Below are 17990 nucleotides of genomic sequence, written 5' to 3'. Positions count from 1 at the left end.
CCAGCTAGCCCCGGCCACGGTAGGGCGCAACGCCTTGCTCCGGCACCCAGAGGCCCTTGGGCACGCTTCCGGTCTGCCAGAACACGTCGATCGGAATGCCGCCGCGCGGATACCAATAGCCGCCGATCCGCAAGAATTTCGGCTTGATCTCGCTCGCGATGCGCTTGCCGATCATGACGGTGCAATCCTCGTGGAAGGCGCCGTGATTACGGAAGCTCGCAATGTAGAGCTTCAGCGATTTCGACTCCAGCAGCCACTGGCCGGGCGCATAGTCGATCATCAGATGGGCGAAATCGGGTTGTCCCGTGACCGGGCAGAGCGAGGTGAATTCCGGCACGGTGAAGCGGACGAGATAGTCGGTCCCGGCTTGCGGATTCGGCACGCGGTCGAGCTTGGCCTTCTCAGGCGCATCAGGCCATTCCACGGCACGGCCGAGTTGCAGGTTGGGTGAGGTGTTCGACTTGCTGGGCTTTTTCGACATGCGGCCCTCTTAGCCAATCATGGCGCGGCCGTCACCCGGCCTTTTCCGCTTCAATGCATTGCGGTAGAAGCAGCCGCGAACTGCCCCCTTTGTTCCCCGAAAAGAGGCCCTCATGACCGCCATCATCGATATCATCGGACGCGAAATCCTCGATAGCCGCGGCAATCCCACCGTCGAGGTCGACGTCGTGTTGGAAGATGGCGCGCTCGGCCGCGCTGCCGTGCCGTCAGGCGCCTCGACCGGTGCCCATGAGGCGGTCGAGCTGCGCGACGGCGACAAGGCCCGCTATCTCGGCAAGGGCGTCACCAAGGCGGTCGGCGCCGTCAATGGCGAGATATCAGAGGCGCTGAGCGGTCTCGACGTCGAGCAGCAGGCCCAGATCGACCAGGTCATGATCGACCTCGACGGCACGCCGAACAAGAGCCGGCTGGGCGCCAACGCCATCCTCGGTGTCTCGCTCGCCTGCGCCAAGGCGGCCGCGAACTCGCTCGACATGCCGCTCTACCGTTACGTCGGCGGCACCTCGGCGCGGCTGCTGCCGGTGCCGATGATGAACATCATCAACGGCGGCGTGCATGCCGACAACCCGATCGACTTCCAGGAGTTCATGATCCTGCCGGTGGGCGCCTCGTCCTTCGCCGAGGGCCTGCGCTATGGCGCGGAGGTCTTCCACACGCTGAAGTCCGAGCTGAAGAAGGCCGGCCACAATACCAATGTCGGCGACGAAGGCGGCTTCGCGCCGAACCTGCCCTCGGCGGACGCCGCGCTGGAGTTCGTCATGAACGCGATCGGCAAGGCCGGCTTCAAGGCGGGCAGCGACATCGTGCTCGGTCTCGATTGCGCCTCGACCGAGTTCTTCAAGGGCGGCAAGTACGTCTATGAAGGCGAGGGCAAGACCCGCTCGATCTCCGAGCAGGCCAAATACCTCGCCGATCTCGTCGGCCGCTATCCGATCGCGACCATCGAAGACGGCATGTCGGAAGACGACATGGACGGCTGGAAGGAGCTCACCGACCTCATCGGCAACAAGTGTCAGCTGGTCGGCGACGATCTCTTCGTCACCAACGTCAAGCGCCTCGCCGAGGGCATCAAGGCCGGCCGCGCCAATTCGATCCTGATCAAAGTCAACCAGATCGGCACGCTGACCGAGACGCTCGCCGCCGTCGAAATGGCGCACAAGGCCGGCTACACCTCGGTCATGTCACATCGCTCGGGCGAGACCGAGGATTCCACCATCGCCGACCTCGCGGTCGCCACGAACTGCGGTCAGATCAAGACCGGCTCCCTTGCGCGCTCGGATCGCACCGCCAAATACAACCAGCTCCTCCGCATCGAGCAGCAGCTCGGCAAGCAGGCGCTCTATGGGGGCAAGGCGGCACTGAAGGCGCTGGCATAAGCCAGCGCTTCAACCAGGACAGGGGAGGGTCGACATGAGCGACGGCAAGACCGGACTGCAACTGCGTTCGCTGATCAAGACGAGCGGAGAGCTCGAGATCTCGCTGGTCGACGTGTCGACCCCCGAGCCTGCCGACGACGAGGTCGTCGTCCGCATCGAGGCGGCCCCGATCAACCCGTCCGACCTCGGCCTGCTCGTCGGCGCGGCCGACATGAGCACGGCCAAGGCCTCGGGCACCAAGGAGGCGCCCATCATCACCGCGAAGGTGCCTGACGGTGCGATGCGCGCCATGGGGGCGCGGATCGATCAGTCCTTGCCCGTCGGCAATGAGGGCGCGGGCGTCGTCATCAAGACCGGCGCGTCGGATGCCGCGAAGGCGCTGATGGGCAAGACGGTCGCGATGATCGGCGGCGCCATGTACGCGCAGTACCGCACCCTGAAGGCGCGGGACTGCCAGCCGCTGCCCGAGGGCACGACGGCGGCGGAGGGCGCGTCCTGGTTCGTCAACCCGCTCACCGCGCTCGGCATGACCGAGACGATGCGGCGCGAAGGCCACAAGGCGCTCGTGCACACCGCGGCCGCGTCCAATCTCGGCCAGATGCTGAACAAGATCTGCATCAAGGACGGCATCGGGCTCGTGAACATCGTGCGCAGCCAGGAGCAGGCGGAGATCCTGAAGAGGATCGGCGCGAAGCATGTCGTCGATTCCAGCAAGCCTGATTTCCTCGACGATCTCACCAATGCCTTGGTCGAGACCGGCGCCACCATCGCCTTCGATGCCATCGGCGGCGGCAAGCTCGCCGGCGACATCCTCAACTGCATGGAAGTCGCGATCAACAAGACCGCGAAGGAATACAGCCGTTACGGCTCCAGCGTGCACAAGCAGGTCTATGTCTATGGCGCGCTCGATACGCACCCCATCGAACTGCCGCGCGGCTTCGGCATGGCCTGGGGTGTCGGCGGCTGGCTGCTCACTCCGTTCCTGCAGAAGATCGGACCCGCCGACATCGGGCGGCTGCGCCAGCGCGTCGTGAGCGAACTGAAGACGACATTTGCCAGCCACTACACCAAGGTGGTGTCGCTTCAGGAGGCGCTCGATCCCGCCAACATCGCAGTGTACGCCAAACGTGCCACCGGCGAGAAATTTCTCATCAATCCAAATAAATCGTCGTGATCTGCAGCCGCAGGTGGACGCCCGGCCATACGGCCGGCCACACATCGTTCGCGGTCGCTTCGGGCTGACAAGAAAGCCCTCATCCGTTTGCAGTGAGAGGGCCGCCGCGTGGCGGCCCATTGTGTTGGCCGACGATCTGCTTTCGCGAAACGCAGCGTTTCCAAATCGGAGCGGTTCATGCACTTGCATCCAATGGTGCGGATCGCTTAAGTGCCGCGCGGCACTTCCCCCTCGAGGGTTCAAGGAAAACCAAGGATAATCTGATGGCCTACAACATCGTCGTGATCGCCGGCAGCCTGCGCAAGGACAGCTTCTCGCTGAAGATCGCCAACGCGCTCGCAAAGCTTGCGCCTGATTCACTCAAGCTCGAGGTCGTCACTCCCGCCGGCATCTCGTTCTTCAACCAGGACCTCGAGGGCGCGCCGCCCGCCGACTGGCTGGCCTTCCGCGAAAAGCTCCAGAAGTCCGACGGCGTCATCTTCGTCACGCCGGAATACAACCGCGCCATCCCGGGTGTGCTGAAGAATGCCATCGATGTCGCCTCGCGCCCCTATGGCAAGAGCTCATTCAACGGCAAGCCGGTCGGCATCGTCTCCAACTCGCCGGGCCCGCTCGGTGGCGTCAGCGCCGCCAAGACGCTCCAGAACATCCTGCCTGGGATCGCCGGCCCGATCATGCAGCAGCCCGAGACCTACCTGAACGCGGTCGGCGACGCCTTTGACGCCGAAGGCAACCTGACCAAGGATTCGCTGAAGGGCGTGCTCCAGGCGTACGTCGACGCTTTTGCGGCGCACGTGGCCAAACACCACGGCTGAGGCCGCTCGAGCCTGCGTCATGCCCGACAAGCCCCCGGGCATGACGATTGGCGGCGCGGGCAGGGGCAAATTAGCACTGCCTTAACCAAGCTGGCCCATCTTGCCAAAATGGTCTCCCGCGCGCGCCTCAAATCGATCCTGACCGGTCTCGCCCTCTACGCGATGGCGGCCGCGATCGTCGGCTATTTCGGCGTCAACGCCTATACCGGCAAATACGGCCTCAATGCCCGCCAGGAACTCGACCAGGAGATCATCGCGTTGACCAGCGAGCTTGCCCAGCTCAAGCGCGAGCGCGCCCGCAACGAGCAGCGCGTCTCGCTGTTGCGCACGGAAAAGATCGACCCCGACATGCTGGACGAGCGGGCCCGGTTCCAGCTCGACTACGTCAATCCGCATGATCTCGTTCGGATGATCCCGCAGAACTGAGCGCTGCGACACCAACGTCACGACGGCGCGACGAAGGTCGGCGCATTCGCTTTGTGCATTGCTTGTGTCGAATGGGCCGCCGTCATCCGTCTGTTAGAGAAATGCGACAAGACGACAGCCCCGATCGCGACGACGCGATGCCAGGCACAGACGGAGACGCGGCCATGACGAACAATCCCTTGCAGCGGAAGATCCATGTCGGAGCGCGCCTCGGCGCTGTGGCGCTGGCCTTGCTTTTGCCGTCGATGGCCTTGGCGCAGGCGGCGCCTTCAGGTGCAAAACCCTTCCTGACCGTCGATGGCAAGGCACCGCTGATCCTCGGTCATCGTGGCGTGCCCGGCCTGGTGCCGGAAGAAACCGAGCCGTCGTATGACCTCGCAGCCGCGCTCGGGACCGACGCGCTCGAGGAGGATTTGCACCTCACCAAGGATTGCGTCCTGGTTGCGCGCCACAATCCATGGCTGAGCGATAACACCAACATTGCCGAAGTGGCGAAGACCAATCCGGCGGTCGCGGCGCGCAAGCGCACGGTCCCCGGTGTGCGTGTCAAGGCGCCTGCGGCTACAGGCACACCGGCCGACTACCTCGTCGATCTCACCGATCCCGCTGATCCCAAATCGGTGCTGAAGTCATTGATCGTCGATGGCGAAGATCACACCGACGACTGGTCGATCACCGACTTCACCATGGCCGAGCTGAAGCAATGGATCGGCGGTACCACTTATGATGCCGCCAACGAGCGGCCCAAGGTCTTCAACGGCAAATTCCCCGTGATCAGCTTCCAGGACATTCTGGACATCGCGAAGGCCAGGAGCAAGGAGACCGGGCGCTCCATCCTGGTCTATCCGGAAACCAAGAACCCGACCTGGAATAATGCCCAGGCCATCGCAAACGGCTGCGGCGCACCGGGCAGCCATCCGCTCGAGGATGCGCTGATCAAGATCATTGGGGATAACGGCCTCAACAGCAAGGATGCTCCGATCCTGGTCCAGAGCTTCGAGCCCGGCAGCCTGAAGTATATGCGCAGCCATGGTCTTCAGACCCGGCAGGTCCAGCTCATCGACGGTAACGGCATCGATTTCAAAACCGGCAAGGTGCTGCTCGACAACATCACCAATTCGCGTCCGTTCGACTGGACGGTTTCAGGCGACGCGCGCCTTTACGATGCGATGCTGACGCCCGAGGGGCTTGCCGAGATCAAGACCTATGCCGACGGCATCGGCCCGTGGAAGGCCTATATCGTTCCGCTCAAGGTCGCGCCGTGGAAGGATACCAATGCCGACGGCACGCCCTATAGGGGATCGACGCCGGACGCTTCGACGCAGGAGGCAACCAGCCTGATCGCCGACGCGCACAAGCTCGGCCTGTTCGTGCATGTCTTCACGTTCCGAAACGAGAAGAAATATCTGGCGGCCGATTATCACGCCGATCCGGCCCTGGAATATCTCAGATTCTTCCGTCTCGGTGTCGACGGCGTCTTCACTGATTTCACGCCCACTGGCGTTGCCGCCCGCGCGGCGTATCAGCGCGAGTTGGGCTGGTAAATCCGGCAATACGAATCGGACATCGCGCGGGGCACGGCGCCCCGAGATATGCGTGTCCGATCTCGTTGCCTCATCTGCATGCAGAGCTTCCTTCGGCCCTGAGCAAATGTTGCCTGATCGGCACCAATTGTCTTGCAAAATTTCGGCCACATTGCAGTGCGGCATAATGAAAGTCGCGCCATGCCGCTGCGGTGCTTTCACACGCGATTGAGTTGGGTTAGAGAGGACCTAGATTTCTCTGACCCGGAATTCCCATGGCCGCACCCAAGAAAGCCGCCGCAAGCGCTGAGCACGACAAGACCAACGGCGGTTCGCCTCCGGAATTCACCAGGGAGCAGGAGTTGAAGGCGCTCCGCGACATGCTCCTCATCAGGCGCTTCGAGGAGAAGGCCGGCCAGCTTTACGGCATGGGTGCGATCGGCGGCTTCTGCCATCTCTATATTGGCCAGGAGGCCGTGGTAGTTGGTATGCAGATGGCCCTGAAAGAGGGCGATCAGGTCATCACCGGCTATCGCGATCACGGTCACATGCTCGCCACCGGCATGGAAGCCAATGGTGTGATGGCCGAGCTCACGGGACGGCGCGGCGGCTATTCCAGGGGCAAGGGCGGCTCCATGCACATGTTCAGCAAGGAGAAGCACTTCTACGGCGGCCATGGCATCGTCGGTGCGCAGGTCTCACTCGGCACCGGTCTCGCTTTCGCCAACAATTATCGCAGCAACGGCAATGTCAGCGTCACCTATTTCGGCGACGGCGCGGCAAACCAGGGCCAGGTCTATGAGAGCTTCAACATGGCGGAGCTCTGGAAGCTGCCGGTGATCTACGTCATCGAGAACAACCGCTACGCCATGGGCACCTCGGTGTCGCGCGCCTCGGCGCAGCAGGATTTCTCCAAGCGCGGTGTGTCCTTCAACATTCCGGGCAAGCAGGTGGACGGTATGGACGTCCGTGCGGTCAAGGCTGCGGGCGATGAGGCGGCGGCCTGGTGTCGCGCCGGCAAAGGCCCCTTCATCCTGGAGATGCAGACCTATCGCTACCGCGGCCACTCGATGTCCGACCCGGCCAAATACCGTACGCGCGAGGAGGTCGAGAAAATCCGTCACGACCAGGATCCGATCGAGCAGGTGCGCAACCGTCTGCTCGCCGCCAAGGTCAGCGAGGCCGATCTCAAGGCGATCGACGCCGAGGTGCGTGACATCGTCAATGCCTCCGCTGACTTTGCCCAGCATGATCCCGAGCCGGATGCCGCCGAGCTCTGGACCGACGTTTACCGCTAAACGCGCGCAAGCTTTCCTTGGAGTCGATATGCCAATTCAAGTGCTGATGCCCGCGTTGTCGCCCACGATGGAAAAGGGCAACCTCGCCAAATGGCTTAAAAAAGAGGGTGAGACGATCAAATCCGGCGACGTCATCGCCGAGATCGAGACCGACAAGGCCACCATGGAGGTCGAGGCGACCGACGAGGGCACGCTCGGCAAGATCCTGATCCCCGAGGGCACCGCCGACGTTGCCGTGAACACGCCGATCGCGACGATCCTGGCCGACGGCGAAAGCGCGGCCGATCTTGCCAAGGCGCCCGCACCGGCTGCGAAGGCTGCCGAGTCGGCGCCGCCCGCCGCCGCCAAGGCTGAAGCGCCTGCGCCCAAGGCCGCACCCGCGCCGCAGGCCGTCGCCGAGCCCGATCCGGAAGTGCCCGCCGGCACCGAGATGATCACGCAGACCATCCGCGAAGCGCTCCGCGACGCCATGGCCGAAGAGATGCGCCGCGACCCTGATGTCTTCGTGATGGGCGAAGAGGTGGCCGAATATCAGGGCGCCTACAAGGTGACGCAAGGGTTGCTCCAGGAGTTCGGTGCGAGGCGCGTCATCGACACCCCGATCACCGAGCACGGCTTTGCCGGCGTCGGCGTCGGCGCGGCGATGACCGGCCTCAAGCCGGTGGTCGAGTTCATGACCTTCAACTTCGCCATGCAGGCGATCGACCAGATCATCAACTCCGCGGCCAAGACGCTCTACATGTCCGGCGGCCAGATGGGCTGCTCGATCGTGTTCCGCGGCCCCAACGGCGCGGCCGCGCGCGTCGCCGCCCAGCACAGCCAGGACTACTCGGCCTGGTATTCGAACGTCCCGGGGCTCAAGGTCATCGCGCCGTACTCGGCTGCCGACTACAAGGGCCTGCTCAAGGCCGCGATCCGCGATCCCAATCCGGTGATCTTCCTCGAGAACGAGATGCTCTACGGCCACACCGGCGAGGTCCCGAAGCTCGACGATTTCGTGATCCCGATCGGCAAGGCGCGCATCGTGCGCTCCGGCAGCCATGTCTCCATCATCTCGTGGTCGAACGGCATGAGCTACGCGCTGAAGGCTGCCGACGAACTCGCCAAGGATGGCATCGAGGCCGAGGTGATCGATCTGCGCACGCTGCGTCCGATGGACACGGAGACCATTGTCAACTCGGTCAAGAAAACGGGGCGTGCCGTCACGGTGGAAGAGGGCTGGGCCCAGAGCGGCGTCGGCGCCGAGATCGCCGCGCGCATCATGGAGAACGCTTTCGACTATCTGGATGCGCCGGTCGCACGCGTCTCCGGCAAGGACGTGCCGATGCCTTATGCCGCGAACCTGGAGAAGCTCGCGCTGCCTTCGGCAGCGGAAGTGGTCGAGGCCGCCAAAGCCGTCTGCTACAGGTAGGCCATGGCGGGCCCGAAGGAGCAGCCATTGCCGCCCGACGTCATCGCCCGCGACGATGCGGTCGAGATCCTGCGCGTGTTCGTGCTGGACGGCGGGCTGTCGATGGCGTTTCAGCGCGCCTTCGAGGAGCCCGACATGTGGGGCCTCCTGCTCGTCGATCTCGCCCGCCACGCCGCACGCGCCTATGCGCGCGAGAGCGATTACACCGAACAGGATGCGCTCGGCCGAATCCTCGACATGTTCCAGGCGGAGATCGAGCGTCCCACTGACACCGGCACCACGACGCCGCGGGGCAAGGGACACTGACCGTGGCAGTCGCAGCCCACCATTACGATTTGATGCTGGAAGCGATCCGCGAAGCGGAGGCCTCGATCGCGCAGGGCGGCCTGCCGATCGGCGCCGTGTTGACGCGCGACAACAAGGTCATCGCGCGCGGTCACAACAATCGCGTGCAGGAAAACAATCCGATCCTTCATGGCGAGATGAGCTGCCTGCGCGAAGCCGGCGCGATCTCGTTCCATGACACCGTCATGTACACCACGCTGTCGCCATGCTCGATGTGTGCCGGCGCGCTCGCTTTGTTCAAGGTCAAGCTCGTGGTGATCGGGGAATCCGTCACCTTCGAGGGATCCAAGGACATCCTCGACAAGTTCGGGATTCCCTGGATCGATCTTGCCGACGATCGCTCCATCACCATGATGAAGAATTGGCGTTCCATCCCTGCCAATGAGCGCCTGTGGCAAGGCGACATCGGCAACTAAACCTGGTCTGTTCGTCCTCGCTTCCGGGGACGACGTTTTGAGAAGTTCTTCGTGAGGTCAGCATGCCTATCAACATCCTGATGCCCGCTCTTTCGCCGACGATGGAGAAGGGCAACCTCGCCAAGTGGCTGAAGAAGGAAGGCGACAAGGTCAAGTCAGGCGATGTCATCGCCGAGATCGAGACCGACAAGGCTACCATGGAGGTCGAGGCGATCGACGAAGGCACGCTTGCCAAGATTTTGGTGCCCGAAGGCACGCAGGACGTGCCGGTCAACGACATCATCGCGGTGCTCGCCGCCGAGGGTGAGGATGTCAAGGCCGCTGGCGCCGCCAAGCCCAGCGCTGCCGCCGCGGCTCCGAAGGCCGCTGAAGCTCCCGCAGCTGCGCCTGCGCCTGCCGCCGCGCCCAAAGCTGCACCGGCACCTGCTGCTCCTGCGCCGCAGGCTGCTGCACCTGCCGCACAGGGCAACGGTCACGCCGGCCGTGTGTTCTCATCGCCGCTGGCGCGCCGTCTCGCCAAGGAAGCCGGCATCGATGTCTCGATGGTCACAGGCACCGGCCCGCACGGCCGCGTCGTTGCGCGCGACGTCGAGCAGGCCAAGTCGGGCAAGGGGCTCAAGGCGCCCGCCGCGGCACCGTCCGCTGGCGCGCCCTCGATCGCGCCGACCATGTCGGACAAGCAGATCCTGTCGCTGTTCGAGCCCGGCTCTTACGACGTCGTCCCGCATGACGGCATGCGCCGCACGATTGCCCAACGTTTGACCGCGTCGATCCAGAATGTCCCGCACTTCTATCTCACCATCGACTGCGACATCGGCAAGCTGCTCGCCGCCCGCGAGGAGATCAATGCGGCTGCTCCCAAGGACAAGGAGAAGAAGCCGCTCTACAAGATCTCGGTCAACGACTTCGTCATCAAGGCGATGGCGGTGGCGCTGCAGAAGATCCCGAACTGCAACGTCAGCTGGACCGAGTCAGGCATGGTCAAGCACCATCACTCCGACGTCGGCGTTGCCGTGGCGATGCCGGGCGGCCTGATCACACCGATCATCCGCAAGGCCGAGACCAAGACGCTCTCGACCATCTCCAACGAGATGAAGGATTTTGCCGCACGCGCGCGCTCCCGCAAATTGAAGCCCGAGGAATACCAGGGCGGCACCACCGCGGTCTCCAATCTCGGCATGTTCGGCATCAAGGACTTCACGGCGGTGATCAACCCGCCGCATGCCACGATCCTTGCGGTCGGCACCAGCGAGGAGCGGCCGGTGGTGCGGAGCGGCAAGATCGAGATTGCAACAATGATGAGCGTGACGCTGTCCTGCGATCACCGCGCCATCGACGGTGCGCTCGGCGCCGAGCTGATCGGCGCCTTCAAGCAGTTGATCGAAAACCCCGTCATGATGATGGTGTGACGAGAAATTCGCGTCGTCATTGCGAGCGAAGCGAGGCAATCCAGGACGTGACCGGCAGGCTGGATTGCTTCGTCGCAAGAGCTCCTCGCCAAGAGCTGCTCATGATGACGGTCTCGAACGTTAAGGCCGGATGGAGCGAGAACGAGCGTACATGGCCGACACATCCTTCGACGTCATCATCATCGGTTCAGGCCCCGGCGGCTACGTCACCGCGATACGCGCCGCGCAGCTCGGGTTCAAGGTCGCGATCGTCGAGAAATCCTATCTCGGCGGCATCTGCCTGAATTGGGGTTGCATCCCGACCAAGGCGCTGCTGCGCTCGGCCGAGATCTACCACTACATGCAGCACGCCAAAGATTATGGCCTCTCGGCCGAGAAGATTTCGTTCGACCCGAAGGCCGTGGTGCAGCGGTCGCGCGGCGTTTCCAAGCGGCTGAACGACGGCGTCGGATTCCTGATGAAGAAGAACAAGGTGAGCGTGATTTGGGGCGCCGCCTCGATCGACGCGCCCGGCAAGGTCACGGTGAAGAAGTCCGACGTCGAGGGGCCGAAGGGTTCGCTGGGCGAGGGGAGCTATCAGGCCAAGCACATCATCGTCGCCACCGGCGCGCGGCCGCGCGTGCTGCCGGGCCTCGAGCCCGACAAGAAGCTGATCTGGACCTATTTTGAAGCGATGGTGCCGGAACGGATGCCGAAATCGCTGCTGGTGGTCGGCTCCGGCGCGATCGGCATCGAGTTCGCCTCGTTCTTTCACACCATGGGATCCGACGTCACCGTGGTCGAGGTGCTGCCGCAGATCCTGCCCGTCGAGGATGCCGAGATCGCCGGTCTTGCGCGCAAGCGGCTCGAGAAGCAGGGCATCAAGATCATGTCCTCGACCAAGGTGACGAAGCTGGAGAAGAAGGCCGACAGCGTCGTCGCCACCATCGACGACGGCAAGGGCAAGCCTGTTACCTCGGAGTTCGAGCGGGTGATCTCGGCCGTCGGCGTCGTCGGCAACATCGAAAATCTCGGCCTGGAAAAGCTCGGTGTCAAAACCGACCGCGGCTGCATCGTGATCGACGGCTACGGCAAGACCAACGTTCCCGGCATCTACGCCATCGGTGACGTCGCCGGCCCCCCGATGCTCGCCCACAAGGCCGAGCATGAAGGCGTGATTTGCGTCGAGGCGATCAAGGGCCTGCATCCGCATCCCATGGACAAGAACCTGATCCCGGGCTGCACCTATTGCCAGCCGCAGGTCGCCTCGGTGGGCCTGACGGAAGCCAAGGCCAAGGAGAGTGGCCGCGAAATCCGCGTCGGCCGCTTCCCCTTCGTTGGCAACGGCAAGGCGATCGCGCTCGGCGAGGACCAGGGCCTGGTCAAGGTGATCTTCGACAAGAAGACCGGCCAGCTGCTCGGCGCCCACATGGTCGGCGCCGAAGTGACCGAGCTGATCCAGGGCTATGTCGTCGCGATGAATCTGGAGACGACGGAAGAAGAGCTGATGCATACGGTGTTCCCGCATCCGACGCTGTCGGAGATGATGAAGGAAGCCGTGCTGGATGCGTATGGACGCGTGTTGAATATCTGACAGCGCCAATGACGAGCGATGAAGCGTGTAGGATGGGTAGAGCGCAGCGAAACCCATCGCATACTTGCTCCGGAGCGAGCTTGACGGGTTTCGCTGCGCTCTACCCATCCTACAAGCGCCCCGTTATCGCGGGACGGGAGCTTCTTGCAAAATAAGAAGGAAATCATCCCATGCACGACAATGACAACCTGACCATCGAGCGCCCGACCTTCGTCACGCATCTCGAATGCGCGATGGAAGGCGATCATTACGCGGCGGACCAGGTCCACAACCTCTCCAAGGCCGGCAAGCCGCTGCTCGTGCGCTATGACCTCCCGGGCGTGAAGAAGGCTCTGACCAAGGAGGCGTTGAAGGAACGTCCCGCCGACATGTGGCGCTATCGCGAGCTGCTGCCGGTGCGCAAATGCAAGGACATCGTCTCGCTGGGCGAAGTCACCACGCCCCTGATCCGGCTGCCCAAGCTCGGCAAGAAGCTCGGTGGTGGCGAGATCATCGTCAAGGACGAGGGGCGCCTGCCGACAGGCTCGTTCAAGGCGCGCGGCCTGGTGATGGCGGTGTCGATGGGCAAGGCGCTCGGTATCAAGCATATGGCGATGCCGACCAACGGCAATGCCGGCGCGGCGCTCGCGGCTTACGCGACGTCCTGCGGCATCAAGACCACGATCTTCTGTCCGGCCGATACGCCTGAAGTGAACGTCAGCGAGATCGAGCTCCAGGGTGCGACCGTCTACCGTGTCAACGGTTATATCGACGATTGCGGCAAGATCGTCGGCGAAGGCAAGGCGAAGGTCGGCTGGTTCGACACCTCGACGCTGAAAGAGCCGTACCGCATCGAAGGCAAGAAGACGATGGGCCTGGAGCTTGCCGAGCAGCTCGGCTGGGACGTGCCCGACGTGATCTTCTATCCGACCGGCGGCGGCACCGGCCTGATCGGCATGTGGAAGGCGTTCGATGAACTGGAGAAGATCGGCTTCATCGGATCAAAGCGCCCGCGCATGGTTGCGGTGCAGGCCTCGGGCTGTGCGCCGATGGTACGCGCCTATGACGCCGGCACAGAGCATGCCGCGCGTTGGGAGGATGCCCACACCATCGCCTCTGGCATCCGCGTGCCGCAGGCGATCGGCGACTTCCTGATCCTGCGCGCCGTGCGTGAGAGCAAGGGATTTGCCATTGCCGTCGACGACGACAAGATCTCGTCGGCGCTGAACGAGGTCGCGCGCGAGGAGGGGCTCTTGCTGTGCCCCGAAGGTGCCGCGACCTACGCCGCCTACAAGGACAGCCTTGCCGATGGCCGCGTCTCGAAGGGTGACCGCGTGATGTTGTTCAATTGCGCCACCGGCCTGAAATACCCGCTGCCGCCGGTCACCCGCACGCTAGATCGCCACAAGCCGATCGACTACACGCAGTTCTGAGTTATCTCCCTCGTCCCGCTTGCGGTGATGGGCAAGGAAAACGAGAAAAGTCGACGGGAGAAGACAAATGAAGAAGGCCGTCCGGGCCGCGCTGATCGGGCTTCTCGCTCTGGCCGGCGTCGCGCGCGCCGACGATTATCCGTCTCGTCCCATCACCATCATCGTTCCCTTCGCGGCCGGCGGCCCGTCGGATGCGATGGCACGCGTGCTTGCCGAGCGGATGCGCCGGTCGCTCGGCCAGGCCCTGGTGATCGAGAACGTCACCGGTGCGGGCGGCTCGATCGGCGTCGGCCGCGCCGTGCATTCGCCGCCTGACGGCTACACCATCTCGTTCGGCCATCTCGGTACCCACGTCGCCAACGGCGCCGTCTACAAGCTCAATTACGACCTCGTCGCTGATCTCGAACCTGTGGTGCTCCTGCCGAGCAATCCGATGATCGTGGTCAGCAAGAACGCGGTGCCCGCGACATCGCTCAAAGAGCTGCTGGCATGGCTGAAGTCGCGCCCGACGCCGCCAACGGCCGGCACGGCGGGCGCCGGCTCCGGCAGCCACATCGCCGGCGTCTATCTTGAAAGCGTCTCGGGCATCAAGCTGCAATACGTGCCCTATCGTGGCACCGCGCCAGCGCTGAACGACCTCATCGCGGGCCAGATCGACATCATCGTCGACCAGACCTCCAACTCCATCAACCAGGTCCGCGCCGGCACCATCCGCGCCTATGCCATCACCAACGACAAGCGTCTCGCCTCGGCGCCCGACATCCCGACCGCGGACGAGGCGGGTCTGAAGGGCTTCAACATGACGCTGTGGTCGGGCCTGTGGGTGCCGAAGGGCACGCCCAAGGAGATCGTCAGCAAGCTCAACGCGGCCGCCGTGGAGGCGCTGAACGATCCCGGCGTGAAGAAGCAGCTCGAAAGCCAGGGCCTGGAGATGACGCCGCAGGATCAGCTCACGCCGGAAGCGCTCGGTGTCCGGCAGAAGGCGGAGATCGCCAAATGGTGGCCGATGATCAAGGCGGCGAACATCAACGTTGAGTGAGCGGCCGAACGTCACTCCGTGCTATCCTCACCCGCCGCCAGCGCCTGCTCCAGGCATTGCATCAGATCCGCAGCGACGAACGGCTTACCGAGGAAACAGGTTGCCCCGGCTTTGAGCGCACGCATGCGAACCCCCTCATCGGGGAAAGCTGTGATCAAGATGAACGGCGTAGCCGAGCCCTGCGCGCGCATCTCCGTCAACAGTTCGATTCCAGTCTTGGACGGCATCTGCACGTCGGCGACGACGCAGGAACTGCGGCTGGAATGGGCGGAGCTCAAAAATTCTTCGGCGGAGGCGAATGTGTGGACGACATAGCCGCGCGATTCCAGGAGATTATTGATCGCCGCCCGCACGTAGGGGTCGTCGTCTAGCACCGAAATGATCGAAGCCGCTGGCAAGACGTGCGCTCCTCGCCCGGGATTAGCTTGCCGTCCCTACGGCCGCGCCTCGCCGCGCAAGGTGGACCTGTCACTCATGCTTGCAAACTCATACTTAGGTTTGTACGTTCGATCCGCCGGGTCCGATCCCGAGCGCCTCGCTCATTCTCACGAGGTCGGCCAGGGACTTCGCTCCCATTTTGCGCATGATCTGGCCCCGATAGATCTTGACCGTGATCTCAGCCAATCCGAGCTGGGCGGCCACTTGCTTGTTCATCAGGCCCGAGGTCACCAGCGCCAATACGTCCCGCTCCCCGCGAGCTGAGTGTCTCGAAACGCGATTTGACGTTCGAAACCGTCTTGTTGAGATCGCGGCGCTTGCGGTCTCGCTCGATCGCGGCCTGGACTGCGTCCAGGATGTCCTGGTCGCGGACCGGCTTGGTCAGGAAATCGATCGCGCCGCCTTTCATCGCCCGAACGGTCATGGGAATATCGGCATGACCGGTAATGAAGATAATGGGCGTGTGGATATTTGCCTTGGCAAGATCGGACTGCAGCTCAAGGCCGCTGGCCCCGGGCAGGCGAATGTCGAGCACCAGGCAACTGGGCACCTGTGGCGGCTTGGCCTGAAGGAGCTGCGGCGCCGAGCCGAATGCTTCGACCTTGAGGCCGACGGACTCGAAGAGGTTGGTGAGCGCACGGCGCATCGACACGTCGTCGTCGACGATGAAGACGATTGGCTGATCGCCGTCCTGCGGCGGCGGCGAAGGCTCCGCGCGCTCGGTCACGATGTTTCCTCTCGATGACGGGGCAGGGTGATCCGAAAAGTCGCGCCGCGCTCCTGGTTCGGCGCTGCGGAAAGACGTCCGCCATGAGCCTCGATGATGGAGCGGCAAATCGACAAGCCCATGCCCAGGCCGCAGGACTTTGTCGTAAAGAAGGGCGTGAACAGGCGGTCCATCGTCTGTTCAGAAATGCCGGCGCCGCAGTCGGCGACGCTCAACAAGACCGCCTCGTCGTCGTCAGCCGCCGAGCGGATGGCCAGTTCGCGCGGGCGATCATCGACGCCTTCCATGGCCTCGATGCCGTTCACGATGAGGTTGATCAGGACCTGCTGCAGTTGGATCCGATCGCCAAAGATCTTGGGCAGGACCGATGACAGCTCCATTCGCACCGACACGGCGTGGCTGGCCATCTCGCGCTGAACGAGCGCGACGGCCTCGCGCACCACCGTGTTGGCGTCGAGTGGAACCATCTCGATGTCGGTCCGTTTGGCGAGAGCCCGAACGTGACGGATCACGTCGCTGGCCCGCGTGCCGTCCTCGATGATCCATTCCACGGAGCGGCGGGCCGCTTTGAAATCGGGCGGACTCCGCTGCAGCCAGGTGAGGCAGGCATCGGCATTTGCGATCACCGCGGCGAGCGGCTGGTTGATCTCATGGGCGATCGAAGCGGTCAGCTCGCCCAGCGTCGTGACCCGCGTTACGTGGGCGAGCTCGGCTTCGGCCTTGCGTAAGGCCTCTTCGGCCTGATCGGCTCGGATCGCCGCGGTGATGTCGGTGCAGACGCCACGGTAGCCCAGAAAAGCACCGTCGGCGTCGAAGAACGGCTTGCCGCTGGTCCGGACATAGATCGGCTGTCCGTTGCGGTCCCTGCTGCGATACACCAGGTCGCGGAACGGGAGGTGGGCGTCGAGCGCGGCCCGATGTTGCCGCCATTTTTCGGGTTCGAGATCCGCGTCCGGCGCGATGTCCCAACGCGTAAGCCCGATCAGGCCCGCGGGCATCGCGACGGAATCGGTGTGTTCCGATATCACGGTGACGCGGTGGTCCGGCCCCGTCTCCCAGAACCAGTCGGATGCGGTTTCGGCATAATCGCGAAAGCGCTGCTCGCTCTCGCGCAGCCTGCGCTCTGCCTCTTTGGTCGCCGTGATGTCGCTCACCGAGCCCACAAACTCCACGTGACCGGCGGAATCCCGCGTGGCGCGGGCCACCGCTCGGACGTACTTGATGGAACCATCGGGCATCAGGAGCCGGTATTCGTGGTCGTAGTCCTTTCCCTCGCGCGCCGCCCGGCCCGTGATCCGTTGCACGGCGAGCCGGTCCTCCGGATGGATCCGCTGGAGCATGACCGGGATCTTCGGCTTGGAGCTCTCATCGCATTGGAAGATGCGATACGTCTCCTTGGACCACGTGATCTCGCCGGTTGCTGCCCTCCAGCCGAAACTACCGGTGTGACTCAATTCCTGCGCCTGGGCGAGATAGGCTTCGCTCTGTCGCAGAGCATTCTCCGCTTCCTTGCGCGCCGTAATGTTCTCGCAGGCGACCAGTACGATGGGTCCGCCGTCGGCCCGCAGCATGGTCTTGGCGTTCTCGCGCACCCAGAGCATCGAGCCGTCCTTGCGAACCTTCCGGATTTCCCAGGTGTGGGATTGATCGACGGTCTCAAGGCACAGTGCGACACGCGCGCGGACAAAGTCGCGATCTTCGGCGAAGAAGACATCCAGCACCGATCGGCCGATCAGCTCTGAGGCCGTATAGCCCAGTTGCGCCGCGCCGAGCGTGTTTACGTTGACGACAGTTCCCGCCGGATCGACCATGAAGTACATGACCGGATTGTGCTCGAAGACTTGCTGCCACTGCTTGACCGCCTCGAGCAAGCCGCGATCGGGTTCGGTGGGCGGCTTGACGGCGACGGTTTGCCGGACGCAGCCCGCAAGGAATTGCGCGGCTGACTTCCCGAACGTTGCTGCCCGCCCATATTTCATCGCAGACGGTCCCGGCGCTCTCTGCGTGCATACGAGTAGAGCACGTTGACGCGAGAGGGGCAATTCCGGCCGAAGCCGGATCGCGGTTGCGACGCTCGCCCCGAATTGCCCGATTGCCGCCTCGCCAC

At 63.7% G+C, this 17990-nt stretch carries 16 protein-coding genes and 1 pseudogene; 13 read left to right on the top strand and 4 right to left on the bottom strand.

Annotation, left to right across the window (positions count from 1 at the left end; genetic code table 11):
• Positions 1-4: 4 nt before the first annotated feature.
• Positions 5-481, bottom strand: a complete 477-nt coding sequence (queF, locus tag ACVW16_RS01980; RefSeq protein WP_456703738.1) for a preQ(1) synthase — start codon at positions 479-481, stop codon at positions 5-7.
• Between the two features lie 112 nt (positions 482-593).
• Here queF and eno point away from each other — a divergent pair, with 112 nt between their 5' ends.
• The 13 genes from eno (at position 594) to ACVW16_RS01915 (ending at position 14718) form a co-directional block, all read left to right on the top strand.
• Positions 594-1877 (top strand): phosphopyruvate hydratase, encoded by a 1284-nt coding sequence (gene eno, locus ACVW16_RS01975; RefSeq protein WP_456703737.1) that lies wholly within the window; start codon positions 594-596, stop codon positions 1875-1877.
• 34 nt (positions 1878-1911) lie between these two features.
• Positions 1912-3051: a zinc-binding dehydrogenase gene (locus ACVW16_RS01970; RefSeq protein WP_456735249.1), complete on the top strand. Its 1140-nt coding sequence runs from the start codon at positions 1912-1914 to the stop codon at positions 3049-3051.
• Between the two features lie 263 nt (positions 3052-3314).
• A complete protein-coding gene (locus ACVW16_RS01965) occupies positions 3315-3866 on the top strand; it encodes an NADPH-dependent FMN reductase (protein WP_456703735.1) in 552 nt (183 codons plus the stop codon).
• Positions 3867-3974: 108 nt separating this feature from the next.
• A complete protein-coding gene (locus tag ACVW16_RS01960; RefSeq protein ID WP_456703734.1) occupies positions 3975-4292 on the top strand; it encodes an FtsB family cell division protein in 318 nt (105 codons plus the stop codon).
• Positions 4293-4456: 164 nt separating this feature from the next.
• On the top strand, positions 4457-5836 hold the full coding sequence (locus ACVW16_RS01955) for a glycerophosphodiester phosphodiesterase family protein (protein ID WP_456735248.1): 1380 nt from the start codon (positions 4457-4459) through the stop codon (positions 5834-5836).
• Between the two features lie 254 nt (positions 5837-6090).
• Complete coding sequence (gene pdhA, locus ACVW16_RS01950; RefSeq protein WP_456735247.1) at positions 6091-7113, top strand: pyruvate dehydrogenase (acetyl-transferring) E1 component subunit alpha; 1023 nt, start codon at positions 6091-6093, stop codon at positions 7111-7113.
• Positions 7114-7141: 28 nt separating this feature from the next.
• Entirely contained in the window at positions 7142-8524 is a 1383-nt protein-coding gene (locus ACVW16_RS01945) for a pyruvate dehydrogenase complex E1 component subunit beta (RefSeq protein WP_456703731.1), read from the top strand.
• Positions 8525-8527: 3 nt separating this feature from the next.
• Positions 8528-8830, top strand: a complete 303-nt coding sequence (locus ACVW16_RS01940; protein WP_456703730.1) for a DUF5076 domain-containing protein — start codon at positions 8528-8530, stop codon at positions 8828-8830.
• A 32-nt stretch (positions 8831-8862) separates the two neighbouring features.
• The gene (locus ACVW16_RS01935) at positions 8863-9285 is read left to right on the top strand and encodes a nucleoside deaminase (RefSeq protein ID WP_456705294.1); all 423 of its coding nucleotides are present in this window, start codon (positions 8863-8865) and stop codon (positions 9283-9285) included.
• Positions 9286-9347: 62 nt separating this feature from the next.
• Complete coding sequence (locus ACVW16_RS01930) at positions 9348-10694, top strand: pyruvate dehydrogenase complex dihydrolipoamide acetyltransferase (protein ID WP_456703729.1); 1347 nt, start codon at positions 9348-9350, stop codon at positions 10692-10694.
• Between the two features lie 151 nt (positions 10695-10845).
• Positions 10846-12267 (top strand): dihydrolipoyl dehydrogenase, encoded by a 1422-nt coding sequence (gene lpdA, locus ACVW16_RS01925; protein WP_456703728.1) that lies wholly within the window; start codon positions 10846-10848, stop codon positions 12265-12267.
• Between the two features lie 170 nt (positions 12268-12437).
• On the top strand, positions 12438-13679 hold the full coding sequence (locus ACVW16_RS01920; RefSeq protein ID WP_456735246.1) for a threonine synthase: 1242 nt from the start codon (positions 12438-12440) through the stop codon (positions 13677-13679).
• 67 nt (positions 13680-13746) lie between these two features.
• Complete coding sequence (locus ACVW16_RS01915) at positions 13747-14718, top strand: tripartite tricarboxylate transporter substrate binding protein BugD (protein ID WP_456735245.1); 972 nt, start codon at positions 13747-13749, stop codon at positions 14716-14718.
• Between the two features lie 11 nt (positions 14719-14729).
• Here ACVW16_RS01915 and ACVW16_RS01910 read toward each other — a convergent pair whose 3' ends face one another.
• The 3 genes and pseudogenes from ACVW16_RS01910 to ACVW16_RS01900 all read right to left on the bottom strand — a co-directional run bounded on the left by ACVW16_RS01910 (position 14730) and on the right by ACVW16_RS01900 (position 17862).
• Positions 14730-15116, bottom strand: a complete 387-nt coding sequence (locus ACVW16_RS01910) for a response regulator transcription factor (protein ID WP_456735244.1) — start codon at positions 15114-15116, stop codon at positions 14730-14732.
• 94 nt (positions 15117-15210) lie between these two features.
• Positions 15211-15883 (bottom strand): annotated as a pseudogene (locus ACVW16_RS01905) (response regulator transcription factor).
• Entirely contained in the window at positions 15880-17862 is a 1983-nt protein-coding gene (locus ACVW16_RS01900; RefSeq protein ID WP_456738594.1) for a PAS domain-containing sensor histidine kinase, read from the bottom strand. Before ACVW16_RS01900 ends, ACVW16_RS01905 begins: the two are co-directional and overlap by 4 nt.
• Positions 17863-17990: the final 128 nt, after the last annotated feature.

The sequence above is a fragment of the Bradyrhizobium sp. USDA 4474 genome, assembly GCF_054057515.1.
This window is presented reverse-complemented; position numbering and strand designations above follow the sequence as displayed.

Coding starts and splice junctions, on each gene's coding strand:
- queF (WP_456703738.1), bottom strand. CDS start 481: ATGTCGAAAAAGCCCAGCAAGTCGAACACCTCACCCAACCTGCAACTC.
- eno (WP_456703737.1), top strand. CDS start 594: ATGACCGCCATCATCGATATCATCGGACGCGAAATCCTCGATAGCCGC.
- ACVW16_RS01970 (WP_456735249.1), top strand. CDS start 1,912: ATGAGCGACGGCAAGACCGGACTGCAACTGCGTTCGCTGATCAAGACG.
- ACVW16_RS01965 (WP_456703735.1), top strand. CDS start 3,315: ATGGCCTACAACATCGTCGTGATCGCCGGCAGCCTGCGCAAGGACAGC.
- ACVW16_RS01960 (WP_456703734.1), top strand. CDS start 3,975: ATGGTCTCCCGCGCGCGCCTCAAATCGATCCTGACCGGTCTCGCCCTC.
- ACVW16_RS01955 (WP_456735248.1), top strand. CDS start 4,457: ATGACGAACAATCCCTTGCAGCGGAAGATCCATGTCGGAGCGCGCCTC.
- pdhA (WP_456735247.1), top strand. CDS start 6,091: ATGGCCGCACCCAAGAAAGCCGCCGCAAGCGCTGAGCACGACAAGACC.
- ACVW16_RS01945 (WP_456703731.1), top strand. CDS start 7,142: ATGCCAATTCAAGTGCTGATGCCCGCGTTGTCGCCCACGATGGAAAAG.
- ACVW16_RS01940 (WP_456703730.1), top strand. CDS start 8,528: ATGGCGGGCCCGAAGGAGCAGCCATTGCCGCCCGACGTCATCGCCCGC.
- ACVW16_RS01935 (WP_456705294.1), top strand. CDS start 8,863: ATGCTGGAAGCGATCCGCGAAGCGGAGGCCTCGATCGCGCAGGGCGGC.
- ACVW16_RS01930 (WP_456703729.1), top strand. CDS start 9,348: ATGCCTATCAACATCCTGATGCCCGCTCTTTCGCCGACGATGGAGAAG.
- lpdA (WP_456703728.1), top strand. CDS start 10,846: ATGGCCGACACATCCTTCGACGTCATCATCATCGGTTCAGGCCCCGGC.
- ACVW16_RS01920 (WP_456735246.1), top strand. CDS start 12,438: ATGCACGACAATGACAACCTGACCATCGAGCGCCCGACCTTCGTCACG.
- ACVW16_RS01915 (WP_456735245.1), top strand. CDS start 13,747: ATGAAGAAGGCCGTCCGGGCCGCGCTGATCGGGCTTCTCGCTCTGGCC.
- ACVW16_RS01900 (WP_456738594.1), bottom strand. CDS start 17,862: ATGAAATATGGGCGGGCAGCAACGTTCGGGAAGTCAGCCGCGCAATTC.